13 protein-coding genes, 1 tRNA gene and 1 pseudogene are annotated in these 17,333 nt (G+C 71.3%); 11 read left to right on the top strand and 4 right to left on the bottom strand.

Annotation, left to right across the window (positions count from 1 at the left end):
* Nucleotides 1-348: 348 nt before the first annotated feature.
* The 10 genes from dnaN (at nucleotide 349) to AB0H75_RS45415 (ending at nucleotide 12,149) form a co-directional block, all read left to right on the top strand.
* Nucleotides 349-1,488, top strand: a complete 1,140-nt coding sequence (gene dnaN / locus AB0H75_RS45460) for a DNA polymerase III subunit beta (RefSeq protein ID WP_367807369.1) — start codon at nucleotides 349-351, stop codon at nucleotides 1,486-1,488.
* Nucleotides 1,489-1,537: 49 nt separating this feature from the next.
* The gene (gnd, locus tag AB0H75_RS45455; protein WP_367807367.1) at nucleotides 1,538-2,482 is read left to right on the top strand and encodes a phosphogluconate dehydrogenase (NAD(+)-dependent, decarboxylating); all 945 of its coding nucleotides are present in this window, start codon (nucleotides 1,538-1,540) and stop codon (nucleotides 2,480-2,482) included.
* A gap of 90 nt (nucleotides 2,483-2,572) precedes the next feature.
* Nucleotides 2,573-3,817, top strand: a complete 1,245-nt coding sequence (recF, locus tag AB0H75_RS45450) for a DNA replication/repair protein RecF (RefSeq protein WP_367807365.1) — start codon at nucleotides 2,573-2,575, stop codon at nucleotides 3,815-3,817.
* Entirely contained in the window at nucleotides 3,807-4,316 is a 510-nt protein-coding gene (locus AB0H75_RS45445) for a DUF721 domain-containing protein (protein ID WP_367807363.1), read from the top strand. The genes recF and AB0H75_RS45445 overlap by 11 nt, the downstream gene beginning before the upstream one ends.
* 303 nt (nucleotides 4,317-4,619) lie before the next feature.
* The gene (gene gyrB, locus AB0H75_RS45440) at nucleotides 4,620-6,563 is read left to right on the top strand and encodes a DNA topoisomerase (ATP-hydrolyzing) subunit B (RefSeq protein WP_367807361.1); all 1,944 of its coding nucleotides are present in this window, start codon (nucleotides 4,620-4,622) and stop codon (nucleotides 6,561-6,563) included.
* Between the two features lie 12 nt (nucleotides 6,564-6,575).
* Nucleotides 6,576-9,113 (top strand): DNA gyrase subunit A, encoded by a 2,538-nt coding sequence (gene gyrA, locus AB0H75_RS45435; RefSeq protein ID WP_367807359.1) that lies wholly within the window; start codon nucleotides 6,576-6,578, stop codon nucleotides 9,111-9,113.
* A 3-nt stretch (nucleotides 9,114-9,116) separates the two neighbouring features.
* Nucleotides 9,117-9,824, top strand: a complete 708-nt coding sequence (locus AB0H75_RS45430; RefSeq protein WP_367807357.1) for a DUF3566 domain-containing protein — start codon at nucleotides 9,117-9,119, stop codon at nucleotides 9,822-9,824.
* 149 nt (nucleotides 9,825-9,973) lie between these two features.
* Nucleotides 9,974-10,047 (top strand) — tRNA-Ile (locus tag AB0H75_RS45425).
* A 71-nt stretch (nucleotides 10,048-10,118) separates the two neighbouring features.
* A complete protein-coding gene (locus AB0H75_RS45420) occupies nucleotides 10,119-10,970 on the top strand; it encodes a phosphotransferase (protein WP_367807355.1) in 852 nt (283 codons plus the stop codon).
* Between the two features lie 267 nt (nucleotides 10,971-11,237).
* Nucleotides 11,238-12,149, top strand: coding sequence for a LysR family transcriptional regulator (locus AB0H75_RS45415; RefSeq protein ID WP_367807353.1), 912 nt, complete (start codon nucleotides 11,238-11,240; stop codon nucleotides 12,147-12,149).
* A 17-nt stretch (nucleotides 12,150-12,166) separates the two neighbouring features.
* Here AB0H75_RS45415 and AB0H75_RS45410 read toward each other — a convergent pair.
* The 3 genes and pseudogenes from AB0H75_RS45410 to AB0H75_RS45400 all read right to left on the bottom strand — a co-directional run.
* Nucleotides 12,167-12,304 (bottom strand): annotated as a pseudogene (locus tag AB0H75_RS45410) (YceI family protein); the annotation flags it as partial.
* A 126-nt stretch (nucleotides 12,305-12,430) separates the two neighbouring features.
* Nucleotides 12,431-12,871: a nuclear transport factor 2 family protein gene (locus tag AB0H75_RS45405; RefSeq protein WP_367807351.1), complete on the bottom strand. Its 441-nt coding sequence runs from the start codon at nucleotides 12,869-12,871 to the stop codon at nucleotides 12,431-12,433.
* 733 nt (nucleotides 12,872-13,604) lie between these two features.
* Nucleotides 13,605-14,237: an FMN-binding negative transcriptional regulator gene (locus AB0H75_RS45400; RefSeq protein WP_367807349.1), complete on the bottom strand. Its 633-nt coding sequence runs from the start codon at nucleotides 14,235-14,237 to the stop codon at nucleotides 13,605-13,607.
* A 34-nt stretch (nucleotides 14,238-14,271) separates the two neighbouring features.
* On the opposite strand from AB0H75_RS45400, the gene AB0H75_RS45395 reads away from it, so the two are divergent.
* Nucleotides 14,272-15,603, top strand: a complete 1,332-nt coding sequence (locus AB0H75_RS45395) for an aminotransferase class I/II-fold pyridoxal phosphate-dependent enzyme (RefSeq protein ID WP_367807347.1) — start codon at nucleotides 14,272-14,274, stop codon at nucleotides 15,601-15,603.
* Nucleotides 15,604-15,739: 136 nt separating this feature from the next.
* On the opposite strand, the gene AB0H75_RS45390 is transcribed toward AB0H75_RS45395, so the two are convergent.
* Nucleotides 15,740-17,185: an MFS transporter gene (locus AB0H75_RS45390; RefSeq protein WP_367807345.1), complete on the bottom strand. Its 1,446-nt coding sequence runs from the start codon at nucleotides 17,183-17,185 to the stop codon at nucleotides 15,740-15,742.
* Nucleotides 17,186-17,333 lie beyond the last annotated feature (148 nt).

Here is a 17,333-nt window from a genome sequence, read left to right as displayed (position 1 = left end):
GCTCCAGAACCCCCTCTTCTACCCTGTTGATAACCTGTGGAAACCTCGTGGATAACCCCGGGTTTTCCGTGGATGAACGGACCATGATCTGGGGACGGCCTGTGGGCGAAGATTCGTCGTCCCCAGGCGACCCCGGTTACCCCCAGGCTCCGCCCACAGGGTCGGTGGATGAATTCAGGGCCGCTGAGCTGCTGAAACGGCAGTTGTCCACAGTATCCACAGCCCCTAGTGTGATGACCTCTTCTATCTCTAACTAAGAAATCAAAGACCCATAGTTGGGCCTCTCCCCGAGCGCGAGTGCGGGAGAGTGGATCCTTGAATCAACGACAGACCAGGAGGCTGATCACCGTGATGTTCCGAATCGAGCGAGACGTCCTCGCTGAGGCGGTGGCATGGACGGCACGCAGCCTCCCGGCGCGCCCGTCGGTGCCCGTCCTCGCCGGCATGCGCCTGGAGGTCACCGAGGACCAGCGGCTGAAGTTGTCCGGCTTCGACTACGAGGTCTCCGCCGAGGTGACGCTGGAGCTGCACACCGGCGAGCCCGGGGTGGTGCTGGTCTCCGGCAAGCTGCTCGCCGAGATCACCCGCGCCCTTCCCGCACAGCCTGTGGACTTCGTGGTGGACGGCCCCAAGGCGGTCGTCACGTGCGGCAGCGCCCGCTTCACCCTCCTCACCATGCCTGTGGAGGACTACCCGTCCCTGCCCGCCATGCCCCCGGCGGCCGGCCGGGTCGGCAGCGACGTGTTCGCCTCGGCCGTCTCCCAGGTCGCCGTCGCCGCCGGCCGGGACGACACCCTGCCGATGCTCACCGGCGTCCGCATGGAGATCGAGGGCGACGTCGTCACCCTCGCCGCCACCGACCGCTACCGGCTGGCCGTGCGCGAGCTGAAGTGGCAGCCGGGCCAGCCCGACTTCTCCGCCATCGCGATGATCCCCGGCAAGACGCTCGCCGACACCGCCAAGGCGCTCGGCAGCACCGGCGCCGAGGTCGAGATCGCGCTCAGCTCGGCGGGCGGCACCGGCGAGGGCATGATCGGCTTCTCCAGCGCGGGCCGGCGCACCACCACCCGGCTGCTCGACCCCGAGTTCCCCAAGTACCGCTCGCTGCTGCCCACCGAGTTCTCCGCGCGCGCCGACCTGTCCACAGGGCCGTTCGTCGAGGCGGTCAAGCGCGTGGCCCTGGTCGCCGAGCGCAACACCCCGGTGCGGCTGGCGTTCAGGAGCGGCGAGGTCGTGCTGGAGGCCGGCAGCGGCGACGAGGCCCAGGCCGTCGAGGCGCTGCCCGTCGACTACGAGGGCGAGGAGATGAACATCGCCTTCAACCACCAGTTCCTGCTGGAGGGTCTCGGCGCCATCGACAGCGACGTGGCCAGGCTCCAGATGACCACCTCCACGAAGCCCGCTATCCTCACCGGGGGCAAGCCTGTGGAGGACGGCGCCGCCACGGACTACCGTTATCTGATCATGCCCATCCGCCTGTCAGGCTGACCCTGTCATCGGCGATGATGAAAGCCTGACAAGGGGGTAGAGGACAGTCATGCAGATCGGCATGGTGGGACTTGGCAAGATGGGCGGCAACATGGCCGAGCGCCTGCGCCGCGGAGGTCATGAGGTCGTCGGCTACGATCGCGATCCCTCGATCAGCGACGCGGAGAGCCTGAAAGACCTCGTGGAGCGCCTGGAGACGCCGCGCGTCGTCTGGGTCATGGTGCCCGCGGGCAAGCCCACCCAGTCCACGGTGGACGAGCTCGGCGAGCTGCTCGCCGAGGGCGACATCGTCGTCGACGGCGGCAACTCCCACTACGTCGACGACCAGAAGCACGCCGCCGAGCTGGCCAGGAAGGGCGTCGGCTTCGTCGACTGCGGCGTCAGCGGCGGCGTGTGGGGTCTGCAGAACGGCTACGCGCTCATGTGCGGCGGCGAGAAGGAGCACGTCGACCGGCTGATGCCGATCTTCGAGACGCTCAAGCCCGAGGGCGAGAACGGCTTCGTCCACGCGGGCGAGGTCGGCGCCGGCCACTTCGCGAAGATGGTCCACAACGGCATCGAGTACGGCATGATGCAGGCCTTCGCGGAGGGCTGGGAGCTGCTCGAGGCCTCCGACATCGTCAAGGACGTCAAGGGCTCCTTCGCGAGCTGGCGCACCGGCACCGTGATCCGCTCATGGCTGCTCGACCTGCTGGTGCGGGCCCTCGACGACGACGAGCACCTCGACCAGCTCCGCGGCTACGCCCAGGACTCCGGCGAGGGCCGCTGGACCGTCCAGGCCGCCGTCGACCACGCCGTGCCGCTGCCGGTCATCACCGCCGCGCTCTACGCCAGGTTCGCCTCGCGCCAGGACGACTCCCCCGCCATGAAGGTGGTCGCGGCGCTGCGCAACCAGTTCGGCGGCCACGCGATCACCTCGGCCGAGGGCAGCACGGGCAAGGGCGCCGACGCGCCGGGCGCGGACGTCACCCCGCCCAAGGAGAGCGAGCGCTGAGCCTCGGAGGTCGTCCACAGGCCGCCACGTTCTCCACAGAGCGCACGCCGGTGACCCCGGTGGCGCGTGCGGCCGACTAACCTTCTTGAGGTGCACGTCGCCCACCTCTCGCTGACCGACTTCCGGTCCTACGCGTCCGTGGAGCTCGGCCTGGAGCCGGGCGTCACGGCGTTCGTGGGCCCCAACGGCCAGGGCAAGACCAACCTGGTCGAGGCCCTCGGCTACGTCGCGACGCACTCCAGCCACCGGGTGGCCAACGACGCCCCCCTCGTCCGCCAGGGGGCCGCCAGGGCGATCGTGCGCTGCGCCGTCCACAAGGACGACCGGCGGGCGCTGGTCGAGCTGGAGATCAATCCCGGCAGGGCCAACCGCGCCCGGCTCAACCGCGCGCCCGTCTCGCGGGCGCGCGACGTCGTGGGCCTGCTGCGCACGGTGCTGTTCGCCCCTGAGGACCTGTCGCTGTCCAAGGGCGACCCGTCCGAGCGCCGCCGCTTCCTCGACGACCTGCTGGTGGCCAGGGCGCCCAGGTTCGCCGGGGTGCGCGCCGACTACGACCGGGTGCTGAAGCAGCGCGGCGCCCTGCTGCGCACGGCCGCGCAGGCCCGCAGGGGCGCCCGTGGGGCCCGCAGGCAGGAGAGCGACAGCGCGTTCGCCGCTGCGGGCGCCGGCGACGTCCTGAGCACGCTGGAGGTGTGGGACGCCCACCTCGCGCGGCACGGGGCCGAGCTGCTGAAGGCGCGGCTGGAGCTGATCGAGGCGCTGCGCCCGCTGGTGACCGCCTCCTACGCGGCGCTGGCCCCGTCGAGCGCCCCGGCGACGATGGCCTACCGCAGCACGTTGTCCACAGGTGGGGATGACGACGAGGCCGCCCCGGGCGGCGAACTCCCCGGTGAGCGGGGATCTTTCGATACGCAGACGTTATCCACAGACTTGGGGAAAACCCTTGAAGAGCGGCTGCGGGAGCGGCTATTGGAGGTCCGCCAGGCGGAGCTGGAGCGCGGCGTCACGCTCGTCGGCCCGCACCGCGACGACCTGGTCCTCGGCCTCGGCGAGCTGCCCGCCCGCGGCTACGCCAGCCACGGGGAGTCCTGGTCGTTCGCGCTGGCGCTGCGGCTGGCCGCCTACGACCTGCTGCGGGCCGACGGCGGCGATCCCGTGCTGATCCTCGACGACGTGTTCGCCGAGCTCGACAGCCAGCGCCGGCGCCGGCTGGCCGAGATGGTCGCGCCCGCCGAGCAGGTGCTGATCACCGCGGCCGTGCCCGACGACGTGCCGAAGGAGCTCGCGGGCGCGCGCTTCGACGTGGTGGAGGGGAGTGTGACCCGTGTCAGATGAGGACAACCCGTCGGCCAGGACGGCCAAGGGCGTCGCCATGGCCAGGGAGAAGCTCGCCCAGGCCAAGGCCGACGCGGCCAAGCGCGGCCAGCTCCCCCGGCGCGAGCCCAGGCGCCGGGCGGCCGGGCCGCGCCGGGAGAGCGGCGATCCCCAGCTCTTCGGCCGGGCGATCGCCGACCTCCTGGCCGACCGCGGCTGGGAGCGCTCGGCGGCCGTCGGCGGCGTGTTCGGGCGGTGGCCCGAGATCGTGGGTCCTGACCTGGCCGCCCACACCAAACCGGAGTCGTTCGAGGACGGTGAGGTGCTGATCCTGGCCGACTCCACGGCCTGGGCGACGCAGGTGCGGCTGCTCGCGCGCACCCTCGTACGCAGGCTCAACGAGGAGCTGGGGCCGGGCACCGTCACGAAGGTCAAGGTCAGAGGGCCGCAGAACGCGCCGCGTCCGGCGGGCGGGTTGCGGGTGACCGGAAGCCGCGGCCCGGGAGACACCTACGGTTAGGCGCCGGGGGCGATCAGAAAGCCGCAGAAGCGATAACCCCCCTTTCCGGAGGGGGGATGCTGGACCGGGGGCAAAACGAGCTAGAGGCGACCACAGGCGCGTTCATTGCCACCTTGGGGCTCCGGAAGCGGTAGAATGAAAAAGGATTCCGGACACGTCCGCTTGCGTGTCACCCCGGCACCGAGCCGACTCCCCTGGGTGACCGCGCATCGGGGCACTCACGACGGTGACGGGCACGGCAGGGGCAGCTTCGCAACACGATCGCCTCCCCCGCCGCGTGTCCGCGGCAGGAGGATTTCGCAGTTGTCCTACGACGCTAGCTCAATCACCGTACTCGAAGGGCTTGAGGCGGTTCGCAAGCGCCCGGGTATGTATATCGGCTCCACCGGCGAGCGCGGTCTCCACCACCTGGTCTACGAGATCGTGGACAACGCGGTGGACGAGGCCCTGGCAGGTCATGCCGACCGCATCGAGGTCACGCTGCTCGCCGACAACGGCGTGCGCGTGGTCGACAACGGCCGCGGCATCCCCACCGGCATCCACCCGGTGGAGAAGCGCTCCGCGGTCGAGGTCGTGCTGACCACTCTGCACGCCGGCGGCAAGTTCGACAGCCAGGCCTACGCGGTCTCCGGCGGCCTGCACGGCGTCGGCTCGGCCGTCGTCAACGCGCTGTCGATCGCCATGGAAGTCGAGATCAAGCAGAACGGCCACTACTGGCGCCAGCGCTACGAGCACTCCAAGCCCGTCGCGCCGCTGGCGAAGGGCGAGGGCACCGACGAGACCGGTACCACCGTCACGTTCTGGCCCGACCCCGAGGTCTTCGAGACCACCACCTGGAACTATGAGACGCTCTCGCGGCGCTTCCAGGAGACGGCCTTCCTCAACAAGGGCCTGACGATCAAGTTCACCGACGAGCGGCCCGACCACGTCAACGGCGAGCCGCACACGGTCACCTACCACTACGAGGGCGGCCTGTCCGACTTCGTCAAGCACCTCAACGCCAAGAAGGAGCCGGCGCACGCGTCGATCATCGCCTTCGAGGAAGAGGGCGACGGCATCGCGGTCGAGATCGCCATGCAGTGGAACAACTCCTACTCGGAGTCGGTCTACACCTTCGCCAACATGATCAACACGGCGGAGGGCGGCACCCACGAGGAGGGCTTCCGCGCGGCGCTGACGTCCATCGTCAACCGCTACGCCCGCGAGCAGAAGTTCCTCAAGGAGGGCAAGGACGACAACCTCTCGGGCGAGGACGTCCGCGAGGGCCTGACCGCGATCATCTCGGTCAAGCTGTCCGACCCGCAGTTCGAGGGCCAGACCAAGACCAAGCTGGGCAACACCGAGGCCAAGTCGTTCGTGCAGAAGGCCTGCAACGACCACCTGCGCGACTGGTTCGAGCGCAACCCCGGCGAGGCCAAGGACATCATCAACAAGTCGCTGCAGGCCTCCCGCGCCCGCATCGCCGCCCGCCAGGCCCGCGACCTCACCAGGCGCAAGTCGCTGCTGGAGGCCGGCAGCGGCCTGCCCGGCAAGCTGGCCGACTGCCAGTGGAACGACCCGGAGAAGTGCGAGCTGTTCATCGTCGAGGGCGACTCGGCCGGCGGCTCGGCCAAGGGCGGCCGCGACTCGCGCTTCCAGGCGATCCTGCCCATCCGCGGCAAGATCCTCAACGTCGAGAAGGCGCGCATCGACAAGGTCCTGAAGAACAACGAGGTCCAGGCGCTGATCACCGCGCTGGGCACCGGCGTCCACGACGAGTTCGACATCGGCAAGCTGCGCTACCACAAGGTCATCCTCATGGCCGACGCCGACGTCGACGGCCAGCACATCAACACGCTGCTGCTGACGCTGCTGTTCAGGTTCATGCGGCCGCTGATCGAGGCGGGCCACGTCTACCTGTCCTGCCCGCCGCTCTACAAGATCAAGTGGGACCGGAAGGGCGAGGACGCCTCCTACGCCTACTCCGACGCCGAGCGGGACGCGGTCATCTCCGAGGGCATCGCCAACGGCAAGCCCGACCCCCGGCCGCGTGACAACGTCCAGCGCTTCAAGGGCCTCGGCGAGATGAACGCCGGCCAGCTCTGGGAGACCACCATGAACCCGGCCACCCGGCTGCTGCGGCTGGTCACGCTCGACGACGCGGCGCAGGCCGACGACCTGTTCAGCGTGCTCATGGGCGAGGACGTGGAGGCGCGGCGCGACTTCATCATCCGTAACGCCCGTGACGTTCGCTTCCTCGATGTTTAAGGACTTTCACCTGTGACGGACGTGAACACCACTCCTCCGGCCGACCGCATCGAGCCGGTGGACATCCAGTCCGAGATGCAGCGTAGCTACATGGACTACGCGATGTCGGTCATCGTGTCCAGAGCGCTGCCGGACGTGCGCGACGGCCTCAAGCCGGTCCACCGCCGGGTGCTGTACGCGATGTACGACGGCGGCTACCGCCCCGACCGCGGCTACTTCAAGTGCGCCCGCGTCGTCGGCGACGTGATGGGCACCTACCACCCCCACGGCGACACCTCGATCTACGACGCGCTGGTCCGCCTGGCGCAGTCGTGGTCGCTGCGCTACCCGCTGGTCGACGGCCAGGGCAACTTCGGCTCGCCGGGCAACGACCCGGCGGCGGCGATGCGCTACACCGAGTGCAAGCTCGCGCCCATCGCCATGGAGATGCTGCGCGACATCGACAAGGAGACCGTCGACTTCCGCCCCAACTACGACGGCAAGTCGCAGGAGCCCGACGTCCTCCCGTCGCGCTTCCCGCAGCTGCTGGTCAACGGCTCGGGCGGCATCGCGGTCGGCATGGCCACCAACATCCCGCCGCACAACCTGCGCGAGGTCGCCGCGGCGGTCAAGTGGGCGCTGGAGAACCCCGAGGCCACCGACGACGAGCTGCTCGAAGCCGCCATCAGGCTGGTCAAGGGCCCCGACTTCCCCACCAAGGCGCTCATCGTCGGCCGGCGCGGCATCGAGGACGCCTACCGCACCGGCCGCGGCTCGATCACCATGCGGGCCGTGGTCGAGGTCGAGGAGGACAAGGGCCGGCAGGCGCTGGTCGTCACCGAGCTGCCCTACCAGGTCAACCCCGACAACCTCGCCCTGAAGATCGCCGAGCTGGTGCGCGAGGGCAAGCTCACCGGCATCGCCGACGTCCGCGACGAGAGCTCGTCCCGGGTCGGGCAGCGCCTGGTGATCGTCCTCAAGCGGGACGCGGTCGCCAAGGTCGTGCTCAACAACCTCTACAAGCACACCCAGCTCCAGGACACCTTCGGCGCCAACATGCTCGCCCTGGTCGACGGCGTGCCGCGCACGCTGCGCCTCGACCAGTTCGTCCGGCACTACGTGGCCCACCAGATCGAGGTCATCGTCCGCCGGACCCGCTACCTCCTGCGCAAGGCCGAGGAGCGCGCCCACATCCTGCGCGGCCTGCTGAAGGCCCTGGAGCGGCTCGACGAGGTCATCGCCCTCATCCGGGCCTCGGAGTCGGCCTCGCACGCCCAGCAGGGCCTCATGGGCCTGCTGGAGATCGACGAGGTGCAGGCGCAGGCCATCCTCGACATGCAGCTGCGCAAGCTCGCCGCCCTGGAGCGCCAGTCGATCCAGGACGAGTTCGACGCCCTCATGACCCAGATCGCCGAGTACAACGCGATCCTGGCCAGCGAGGCCCGCCAGCGGGAGATCATCAACGAGGAGCTGGCCGAGGTCGTCAACCGCTACGGCGACGAGCGGAAGACCGAGATCATCGCCTACGACGGCGACATGTCCATCGAGGACCTCATCGCCGAGGACGAGATCGTCGTCACGATCACCCGGGGCGGCTACGCCAAGCGCACCAAGACCGACTCCTACCGCGCCCAGAAGCGCGGCGGCAAGGGCGTGCGCGGCGCGCAGCTGCGCCAGGACGACATCGTCGACCACTTCTTCGTCACGACCACGCACCACTGGTTGTTGTTCTTCACGAACAAGGGCCGGGTCTACCGGGTCAAGGCGTACGAGCTGCCCGAGGGCGCGCGTGACGCCCGGGGCATGCATCTGGCGAACCTTCTGGCCATGCAGCCCGACGAAACAGTCATGGAGGTTCTCGACCTACGCGACTACGACGTCGCCCCCTACCTCGTCCTGGCCACCCGCAGTGGCCTGGTCAAGAAGACCCGCCTGTCCGAGTACGACTCCCCCAGGTCGGGTGGCCTGATCGCGATCAACCTGCGGGAGGACGACGAGGTCATCGGAGCCCGCCTGGTCTCCGAGACCGACGATCTGCTGCTGGTCTCGAAGGGGGCCCAGGCCATCAGGTTCACGGCCTCCGACGACGCCCTCCGTCCGATGGGGCGGGCCACCAGCGGTGTCATCGGCATGAGGTTCCTCGACGGCGACGAACTTCTCGCCATGAATCGCATCGCCGATGGTCAAGACGTGCTTATCGCCACGAAGGCTGGGTACGCAAAACGGACGCCAGTGGAGCAGTATCCAGTCCAGGGCCGCGGCGGCAGAGGGGTGCTGACGGCGAAGATCGTCAGTTCCCGTGGGAAGCTGGTCGGAGCCGTCATGGTCAACCCCGAGGACGAGGTCTTCGCGATCACGTCCGCCGGTGGGGTGATCCGGACGAGTGCCGGCGAGATCAAGCAGTCCGGCCGCCAGACCATGGGAGTTCGATTGATGAATCTCGCTGAAGGCGACAGCGTGGTGGCACTCGCCCGGAACGCGGAGTCCATGGAGACTTCGGTGGATGACGCGGAGACTTCTCCAGTGGAGACCTCTTCGGTGGAGAATGGTCATGACGGGGGAGGAGAGTAGCCCATGAGCGCCCAGGGTGGCACCGCCAGGACCAAGGCGGCTTCCGGCAACGGACAGCAGCCCAACAAGCCCGCAGAAACCGAGATTTTCAACCCGGTCGACGACGCACAGGGCACCGCCTCGCCCGCGCAGGGCAAGCCCGCCGTCCCGGCCCCGGACGACACGAAGCCGCGGTCCCAGGCGCCCACCCAGGCGCCCGGCGCGCCGGCCGACGGCAACGACACCATGCGCGTGCGCCCCTCACTGGCCACCGAGGCCCCGCCCAAGGTGGAGCTGGGCGGGGGCAAGAGCAAGAAGGGCTCGTCCAGCAACAACGCCGGCGGTGGCCGCCTGCCCCGCAAGGCCCACCTGGTGCTGCGCCGCATCGAGCCGTGGTCGGCCATGAAGTTCAGCTTCGTGGTCTCCCTGGTGTGCTTCGTGGTGCTGTTCGTGGCCGTGGCGGTGCTGTACGGCGTGCTGTCGGCCCTCGGCGTCTTCGACTCGATCGTCGACCTGGTCAACCAACTCGGCCAGGGCGAGCAGGGCCAGAGCTCGATCCCGATCGACATCGCCTCGTGGTTCGAGCCGGTGCGGATCCTCGGTTACACGGCGCTGATCGGCGCGGTGAACGTGGTTCTGATCACCGCCCTGTCCACATTGGGAGCGGTCATCTACAACATCTCCTCCGACCTGGTCGGCGGCGTCGAGGTGACCTTCAGCGAGGCCGAATAACGCGTGCTCGGCGGCTGCTCGCGCCGCCCCGGCCCGGGGTCGCCGGGGCCGGGGCGGCGCGAGCAGCTCTCCAGAGGCGGTAAGCTTTTCCTCGTCCGAACAACCGGTTCGCCTCCTTCCCCGGGATGCGATACCGTTCGGTGTGCAGCGGGGCTATAGCTCAGTCGGTTAGAGCGCTTCCCTGATAAGGAAGAGGTCCCAGGTTCAAGTCCTGGTAGCCCCACCCAGCTCAGAGGCCATTTCCGGAGACCGGAAGTGGCCTTTTTCGATGGTCGTCGGAGGGGCGGAGCGGCGTTGCAGGCGGCAGAGGCCCGGCGTGCGGTGGTGGCGGCCCTGTCGGTCGCCTCGTCGCTCGGGCTGGCGGCCGACGACGCGATCGTCCTGCAGGACTCGAACAAGCTCGCGCTGCGGCTGCTGCCCTGCGACGTCCTGGCCAGGGTGGCGCCCGTGGCCGAGCAGGTCGCGGCGTTCGAGGTCGAGGTGGCCCGGCGGCTCGCCGGAGCCGGGTGCCCGGTGGCCGCCCTCGATCCCCGGGTGGAGCCCCGCGTCCACGAGCGGGACGGCTTCGTGATCACGCTGTGGACCTACTACGAACCCGCGACCCCTCCCCGGGAGGTCCCGCCGGAAGGCTACGCGGGCGCGCTGGAGCGGCTGCACGCCGGCATGCGCGGGCTGGACGTCCCGGCGCCGCGCTTCACCGACCGGGTCGAGCAGGCCCTGCGGCTCGTGGCCGACCGCGACCGCACGCCCGCGCTCGCCGACGCCGACCGGGCGCTGCTCGGCGACACGCTACGGGACCTGGGGCGGGCGGTCGGCGAGCGCGGCGGCGCCGGGCAACTGCTGCACGGCGAGCCCCACCCGGGCAACGTGCTCGCCACGGAGCGCGGGCCGCTGTTCATCGACTTCGAGACGTGCTGCCGGGGGCCCGTCGAGTTCGACCTCGCCCACGCGCCCGAGCAGGTCGCCGAGCACTACCCGGGCGTCGATCGGGGCCTGCTGCGCGAGTGCCGCGCCCTCGTGCTGGCGATCGCCACGACGTGGCGCTGGGACCGTGACGACCAGTTGCCGGACGGCCGCCGGCTGGGCGCGGAATGGCTCGCCCGGCTCCGCGACGACCTCCGCGGCGGCTTGGCCGGGCCGGACTAGCCAGCGGCGCCCTGTGGTCCTCAGGAGGGTGTGGAGGGTCCGGCGGGTGCGTGCCACGGTCTTCGCCCCCGTTCGCGCGGACGACGGCCGGCATCGAGACGCGCCTGGCCGCGATGGACCACCTGGTCGGGGAGAGCGAGTCGCTGGGGATCGGTGGCTCCGCACGTCATGAGCCCCGGACAGCCTTGACGGCTTCCTCGGCCGCTCCCCTCGCAAGTCATGGCTCACAAGTTATCTTGGGCAGGGCTGATATCACTGTGACGCTATATGGCTGGAGGCGTGATGGAGCTGAACTCGCTCAGGCAGTTCCTGGTGGTGGCGCGGCTGGAACACCTCAGCGGCGCGGCCGAGGAGCTCCGCGTCGCCCAGCCGTCGCTGAGCCGCACCATCGCCCGGCTGGAGAGCGAGCTGGGCACGCCGCTGTTCGACCGGAGCGGCCGGTTGCGGCTGAACGCCGCGGGCAGGCTCTTCCGCGACTACGTCGAACGCTCCCTGGGAGAGCTGGACGCGGGGCGGCGGGCCGTCGCCGAGGCCGTCAGCGAGGGCGTGGGCACCGTGCGGCTCGCGTCGGAGACCTTCCTCACGCTCACCGGGCCGCTGGCGGCCTTCAAACGAGCCCACCCGACCATCGAGGTCGAGCTCAACTGGATGGCGGCCGAGGAGATGGGCCGTCACCTGCGGGCCCAGGACGTCGACCTGTGCGTCGCCTCCCAGCCGATCTCGGCCGAGGGCCTGGAAGCGGTGCAACTGCTCGACGAGGTGGTCGGTCTGGCCACGCCGCTCGACCATCCGCTGGCGGGCCGTACGTCGGTGAGCATCGACGAGCTCGTCGGCCAGCCCTTCGTCAGCGCCCGCAAAGGGCACTGGCAACGCCGTCTCCTGGACCGGCTCTTCGCCGTACGGGACCGAACCCCGAAGATCGTCTGCGAGGTCGACGAGCCCAGCGCCATCGCGGCCCTGATCAGCGCGGGGCTCGGCATCGGTCTCGTCCCCGCCTTCGCCCGGACCAGCCCCACGCGGGTCCCCGCCGCCTGGGTCCCCGTCGAAGACCCTGACTGCCGGCGCACGGTCACCCTGTACTGGGGCGCCGGCAGCCACTTGACCACCGCCGCCCGCCTGATGCGCACCACGATCGCCGGCTGGAACTGGATCGCCGGCGAACCGCAGGAGAAACGCTGAGGACGCGTCGGGTAGGTGTCGATGCCGAGGTAGTCGGCGGTCCGCAGGTGGTTGTCGCGCAGGTCGTGGCCGGTGTCGATGGACGCCAGGTCGACCGTCGCGGTCACCGACGAGCTCAGCGGGTCCTGGCCGGTGAAGGCGATCTCGGAGTGCACCGGGTCGGCTTTTCAGGTGCCGGCCAGATAGCCGGGGATCCCCACAGAGGCGGGGACGGTGGTCATGGCTTCCTCCGGAGACGTGATACGGCGGCATAGCAGAGGGGTGGACAGCAGGGGGCGGGGTCAGGGCTCAAGGTCGACCACGCCCTTGCCGCTGGTGATGTCGAGCGGCACCGAGACCTGGTCGTGCACGATCAGCCAGGCGCCATCGATCTTCCGCAGGCAGTAGGTGACCCTGACCCACATGCCGCCGGCGGCCGTCCCGTTCTTCAGCGTGCCGCTGAGACGGGCGAACGCGTGCCCGAACGCCACCTCCTCGCCCACGGTCAGCCTCAGGTCGCGCACCTCGTACCTGACCTGGTCGAAGAAGGTGACCACCGGCGCCCAGTTCTTGAGCTTGGCCTCGATCCCCAGGTGCTGCAGGGGCGGCTTGATGTCGAAGGACACGATGTCGGGTGCGTAGAGCTTCTTCAGGGCCTCCAGATCCTTGCCCTGGAGCCCTTCGACGATCTTGTCGATCAGCTCGCGGATCTCGGCTTCGTCTACCTCGCGTTGCGTGGGCATCGTTGGTCCAGCCTTTTCCTTCGCGGTGGAACTTCGGCTTCTGACACCCCCGAAGCTATGGCTTCGCAGTTATCTTGTCCAAGATTCATATTGCTATGACGTTATGCTCCGGATGGCATGACGGAACGGCTGTCTCGTCGCGCGGCTCGGGCGGCGCGGCCATGTCGTCGGCAGGAGTCGGCCCCGTCGGCCGCCGCCCAGTACGGGCAAGGCGGGCCGGCATTGAGGACCCGTTGAGTCCGGGTGCAGGGCCGGGGCGCTTGCCGGGAGGGCGGGGGCCGGTGGTCGAGGGGGCGCTGGATCCTCGCGCGGTGGTGCTGATCGCCGGATCGGGGACGTCTCGGTGATGCTGCCAGGAAACGGGCGATTCCGTAAGTACAAGAGCGCGGCGTTCGGGTGCCTGCTCAGGCGTCAGGGCCGTGCTCGTTCGGGGCTCGTGACACGCTTTTGTCACGCCTCCGGTATGGCGTCGTCCACAGGTTGTGTGTGGACAGGTTCGTATACCAGAGGAGTGTGGAAGGTATCCCAGATGGGCCCTGCCGAGGTGCCCCGATCGCGCTGTGGAGATCTCCATGCCCTGCCTGTGCTGGGACGATGCGTGAACGTGACCGGTGACGGGCACAGTCACCTGGGGCTGCGGCCCGACCAGGGGCCGGAGGGTGCGGCAACGGGTTATCCACAGGGAGGGCCGGTTATCCACAGGTTGTGAACCGGGGCCCGAGGGCACCGTGCCTCACCGCTCCGCGAGCCTCCGGAGGTGCTGCGCCCGCGCCCCCGCGTCCCCCGGCAGGGCGCGGGCGGCCAGCTCGGCGGCGACGCGCTCGCGGAGCTCGACCGGCTTGTGGCCGTCGTACTTGAACTTGGCGCGCACGCCCAGCACGTGCAGGCGCAGCCCGCGGATCGCGGACAACATCCTGTGGTACGGGCCCTCGCCGGCCGCGACGGTGCCGTAGCCGCCGTCCGGCTGGTGGTGGGCGAGCTGGCGGCGCAGGATGTCCGCCTTGCCGTCCCTGTCGTCCACGATCCGGGCCGAGCAGGTGAGCTGCACCGAGGCGTAGTAGCTGGTCGGAACGCCGGTGTCGGGGGAGTCGGAACGCCAGGTGGACGGGATGTAGGCGTAGTCGTCGTGGACGCTCAGCACGACGGTCGGGTTGGCCTCCAGCGCCGCCCAGACCGGGTTGGGGCGGGCCAGGTGGAGCAGGATCCGGTCGTCGTCGCCGGTCTCGTCGAACAGGAAGTGCGTGGGCACCACCAGCGGCGGGCCGCCGTCCACGCCGTTCGCCGCCAGTAGGCCGAAGTCGTGCGTACGCAGCCAGGTCCGCCACTCGTCTCCGTCGCGGGCCGCGTCCCAGGGATGAATGAGCACCCGTACCTCTTTGTATTAGTACATAATGGCTTTTGTGCTAGAAACATATCGGATCGCCGGTCGTACGGCCACCGAGCTCGCCGCCGCGGTCGAGGCCGCCGTCTCCGAAGGGCGGCTGGCGCCCGGCACGCCGCTCCCCCCGGTGCGCGAGCTGGCCGAGCAGGCCCGGGTCAGCCCCGGCACGGCGGCGGCCGCGTACCGGCTGCTGCGCGAGCGCGGCGTCGTCGAGACCGCCGGCCGGCGCGGCACCCGGGTCAGGCCCCGGCCCGCCAGCACCGCCGCCCGCGAGGACATCCGCGTCGAGGTGCCGCCGGGCGTGCGCGACCTGTCCAAGGGCAACCCCGACGCGGCCCTGCTGCCGCCCCTGCACGACGCCCTCGCCGCCGCGGCCCGCGCCCACGAGGAGCGGCCCGCCATGTACGGCACCCACGACGACGAGGACCTGCTCGCCCTCGCCGCCGCCCGCCTGAGCCGCGACGGCGTGCCGACCGGCGGGCTCGCGGTCACCTCGGGCACCCTCGACGCGGTCGAGCGAGTCCTGACCGCCCACCTACGCCCCGGCGACCCGATCGCGGTCGAGGACCCCGGCTGGTCGGCCCTGCTGGACCTGGTCGCGGTGCTGGGCCTGCGGCAGGTGCCGGTCCGCGTGGACGACGACGGCCCGCTCCCCGCCGAGCTGGGCCGGGCGCTGCGGGCCGGGGTGCGGGCCGTCGTGATCACCGCCCGCGCCCAGAACCCGACCGGCGCCGCCATCACGGCCGAGCGCGCCGCCGAGCTGCGCGAGCTGCTGGCCGGGCACCCGGACGTGCTGCTCGTCGAGGACGACCACGGCGACGGCTTCGTAGAGGTCCCGCCGCACCCGCTGGCCGGCGCCACGCCCCGGTGGGTGCTCGTACGCTCCACGGCCAAGTCCCTCGGCCCCGACCTGCGGCTGGCCCCGGTCACCGGCGACCCGGTCACGCTGGGCCGGCTGCGCGGGCGGCAGCGGCTGGCCGTGGGCTGGGTGAGCCACCTGCTCCAGCGGGCCGTGGCGCACCTGTGGCGTACCGGGGCGGTGGATCCGGCGGCCGTGGCGGCCTCCTACCGCGAGCGGCGGCACGGCCTGGTGGCGGCGCTGGCCGAGCGGGAGGTGCCCGCGCACGGGCGCACCGGGCTCAACGTGTGGGTGCCGGTCGCGGACGAGTCCGCCGCGATCACCCGCCTGCTGGCCCGGGGCTGGGCCGCCGCGCCGGGCGCGCGCAACCGCGTCCGCACCCCGCCCGCGCTCCGCGTCACCGTCTCCACACTGCGGCCGGACGAGATCGTGCCGCTCGCCGACGACCTCGCCGCCGCCGTACGCGCCCCGTCCCGCGGCCGGTACGGCTGACGCGGCGGCCACCGCCCACACCCGCGGGCGCCCAGCCCCCGTCCCGCACCCCCCGTCCCCCGTCCCTCGCCCCCCGTCCCGCGCCCCCCGTCCCGCGCCCCCCAGTCCGTACCCCCAGTCCCGCACCCCCGTACGGCTAGCGTGACGGTTGATTCACGTGAATCATCGCGGGCGCGGCCGGCGTCCCGCGCACCGGCCGGCGCAGGCAGTGGCCGAGCACCCCCAGCGCCATGACCGCCGTCACGCCGATCCCGGCCGCGGCGGCGCTCCCCCAGCCGCCGCCGAGCGCCCCGAAGAACGCGGCGCCGGTGACCGTCCCCCCGATCACTCCCCCGGCCTCCTGCACGGTCCCCAGCACGCCCGCCGCCGCGCCGCCCCGCCCGCTCGGCACCACGGACGCCACCAGTGGCGACATCAGCAGCCCCATCCCGGCCCCGGCCACGGCCAGCGCGCCCGCCACCGCGTACGCCCCCGCGCCCCACCCGGCCGCGGACGCCAGCAACAGGAGCCCGCCGACCAGCACCAGCGCCCCGGCCGCCCGCGGCACCCGGTAGGCGCGGAACGAGGCCACGAAGAACCCGGCGTTCAGCGCCGTGGCCACCAGCGCGGCCGGGAGCGGCCCGAGGCCGAGCCCGTCCTGAAGGTAGAGGGCCATCACGAACGACAGGCCGGCCGACGTCCCGAACAACAAGCCCACCGCCACCAGCCCCGCCACGAACCCGCTCTCCCGGAACACCCGGAGGTCCAGCAACGGCTCCCGCCCCCGCGCGGCCAGCCACCGCTGCCGCCGGCCGAACCCCGCCAGCGCCGCGCCCGCCGCCCCCAGACAGACCCACGTCCACCACGGCCAGCCCTGCTCCCGCCCGGCGACCAGCGGCAGCACGAACGCGGCCAGCCCGCCCGCGACCAGCCCGGCCCCGGCCCAGTCGAGCCCGCCCCGGCCCCCGGCCGTAGCGAACCGGACGCGCACGGGCCAGGGGAGCACGGGCCGGACACGCACAGGCCGGACACGCGCGGGCCGGACACGCGCGGGCCGGGGGAGCACGTGCCGGGCGAGCACCGCCGCCGCCACCCCGACCGGCACGTTGACCAGGAAGCAGGCCCGCCAGCCCAGCCCCAGCGGATCGGCTGCCACCAGCAGCCCGCCGAACGCCTGCCCGCCGACGCCCGCCACGCCGACCACGGTGCCGTACCAGCCGAACGCCCGCTCCCGCGCCGCGCCCGGGTGCAGCACGCCCAGCAGCACCAGCACCTGCGGGGCCAGCATCGCCGCCGCCACCCCCTGGGCCACCCGGGCCGGCACCAGCTCCCCCGCCCCCGGCGCGAGGCCGCACGCCCCCGACGCCACGGTGAACAGCACCAGGCCGCCGATGAAGATCCGCCGGTGCCCGTACAGGTCGCCGAGGCGGCCGGCCACGATGAGCCCGCCCGCGTACGCCGCCCCGTACCCCACGATCACGAGCTGGACGGCGGCGTCACCCGCGCCCAGTTCCTCCCGGATCGACGGCAGGGCGAGGTTGGCGACGAAGAAGTCCAGCGTGGTCAGGTACACGGCGACCAGCAGGACCGGCAGGGCGAGCATGCGGAGCTCCAGGGGGAGGCGGCGTGGGCAGGTGAGAGAACACCGGCCACGCCCGGCCGGTTGCTCCCACCGCCCCACCCTGGAACGCCGCGGTTACGGTCCCCTGCGGATCCGCCACGGGCGCCCCGGGCGACGGCGGACCGGAGGA

The sequence above is a fragment of the Nonomuraea sp. NPDC050783 genome (assembly GCF_040802095.1).
Classification (GTDB): domain Bacteria; phylum Actinomycetota; class Actinomycetes; order Streptosporangiales; family Streptosporangiaceae; genus Nonomuraea.
This window is presented reverse-complemented; position numbering and strand designations above follow the sequence as displayed.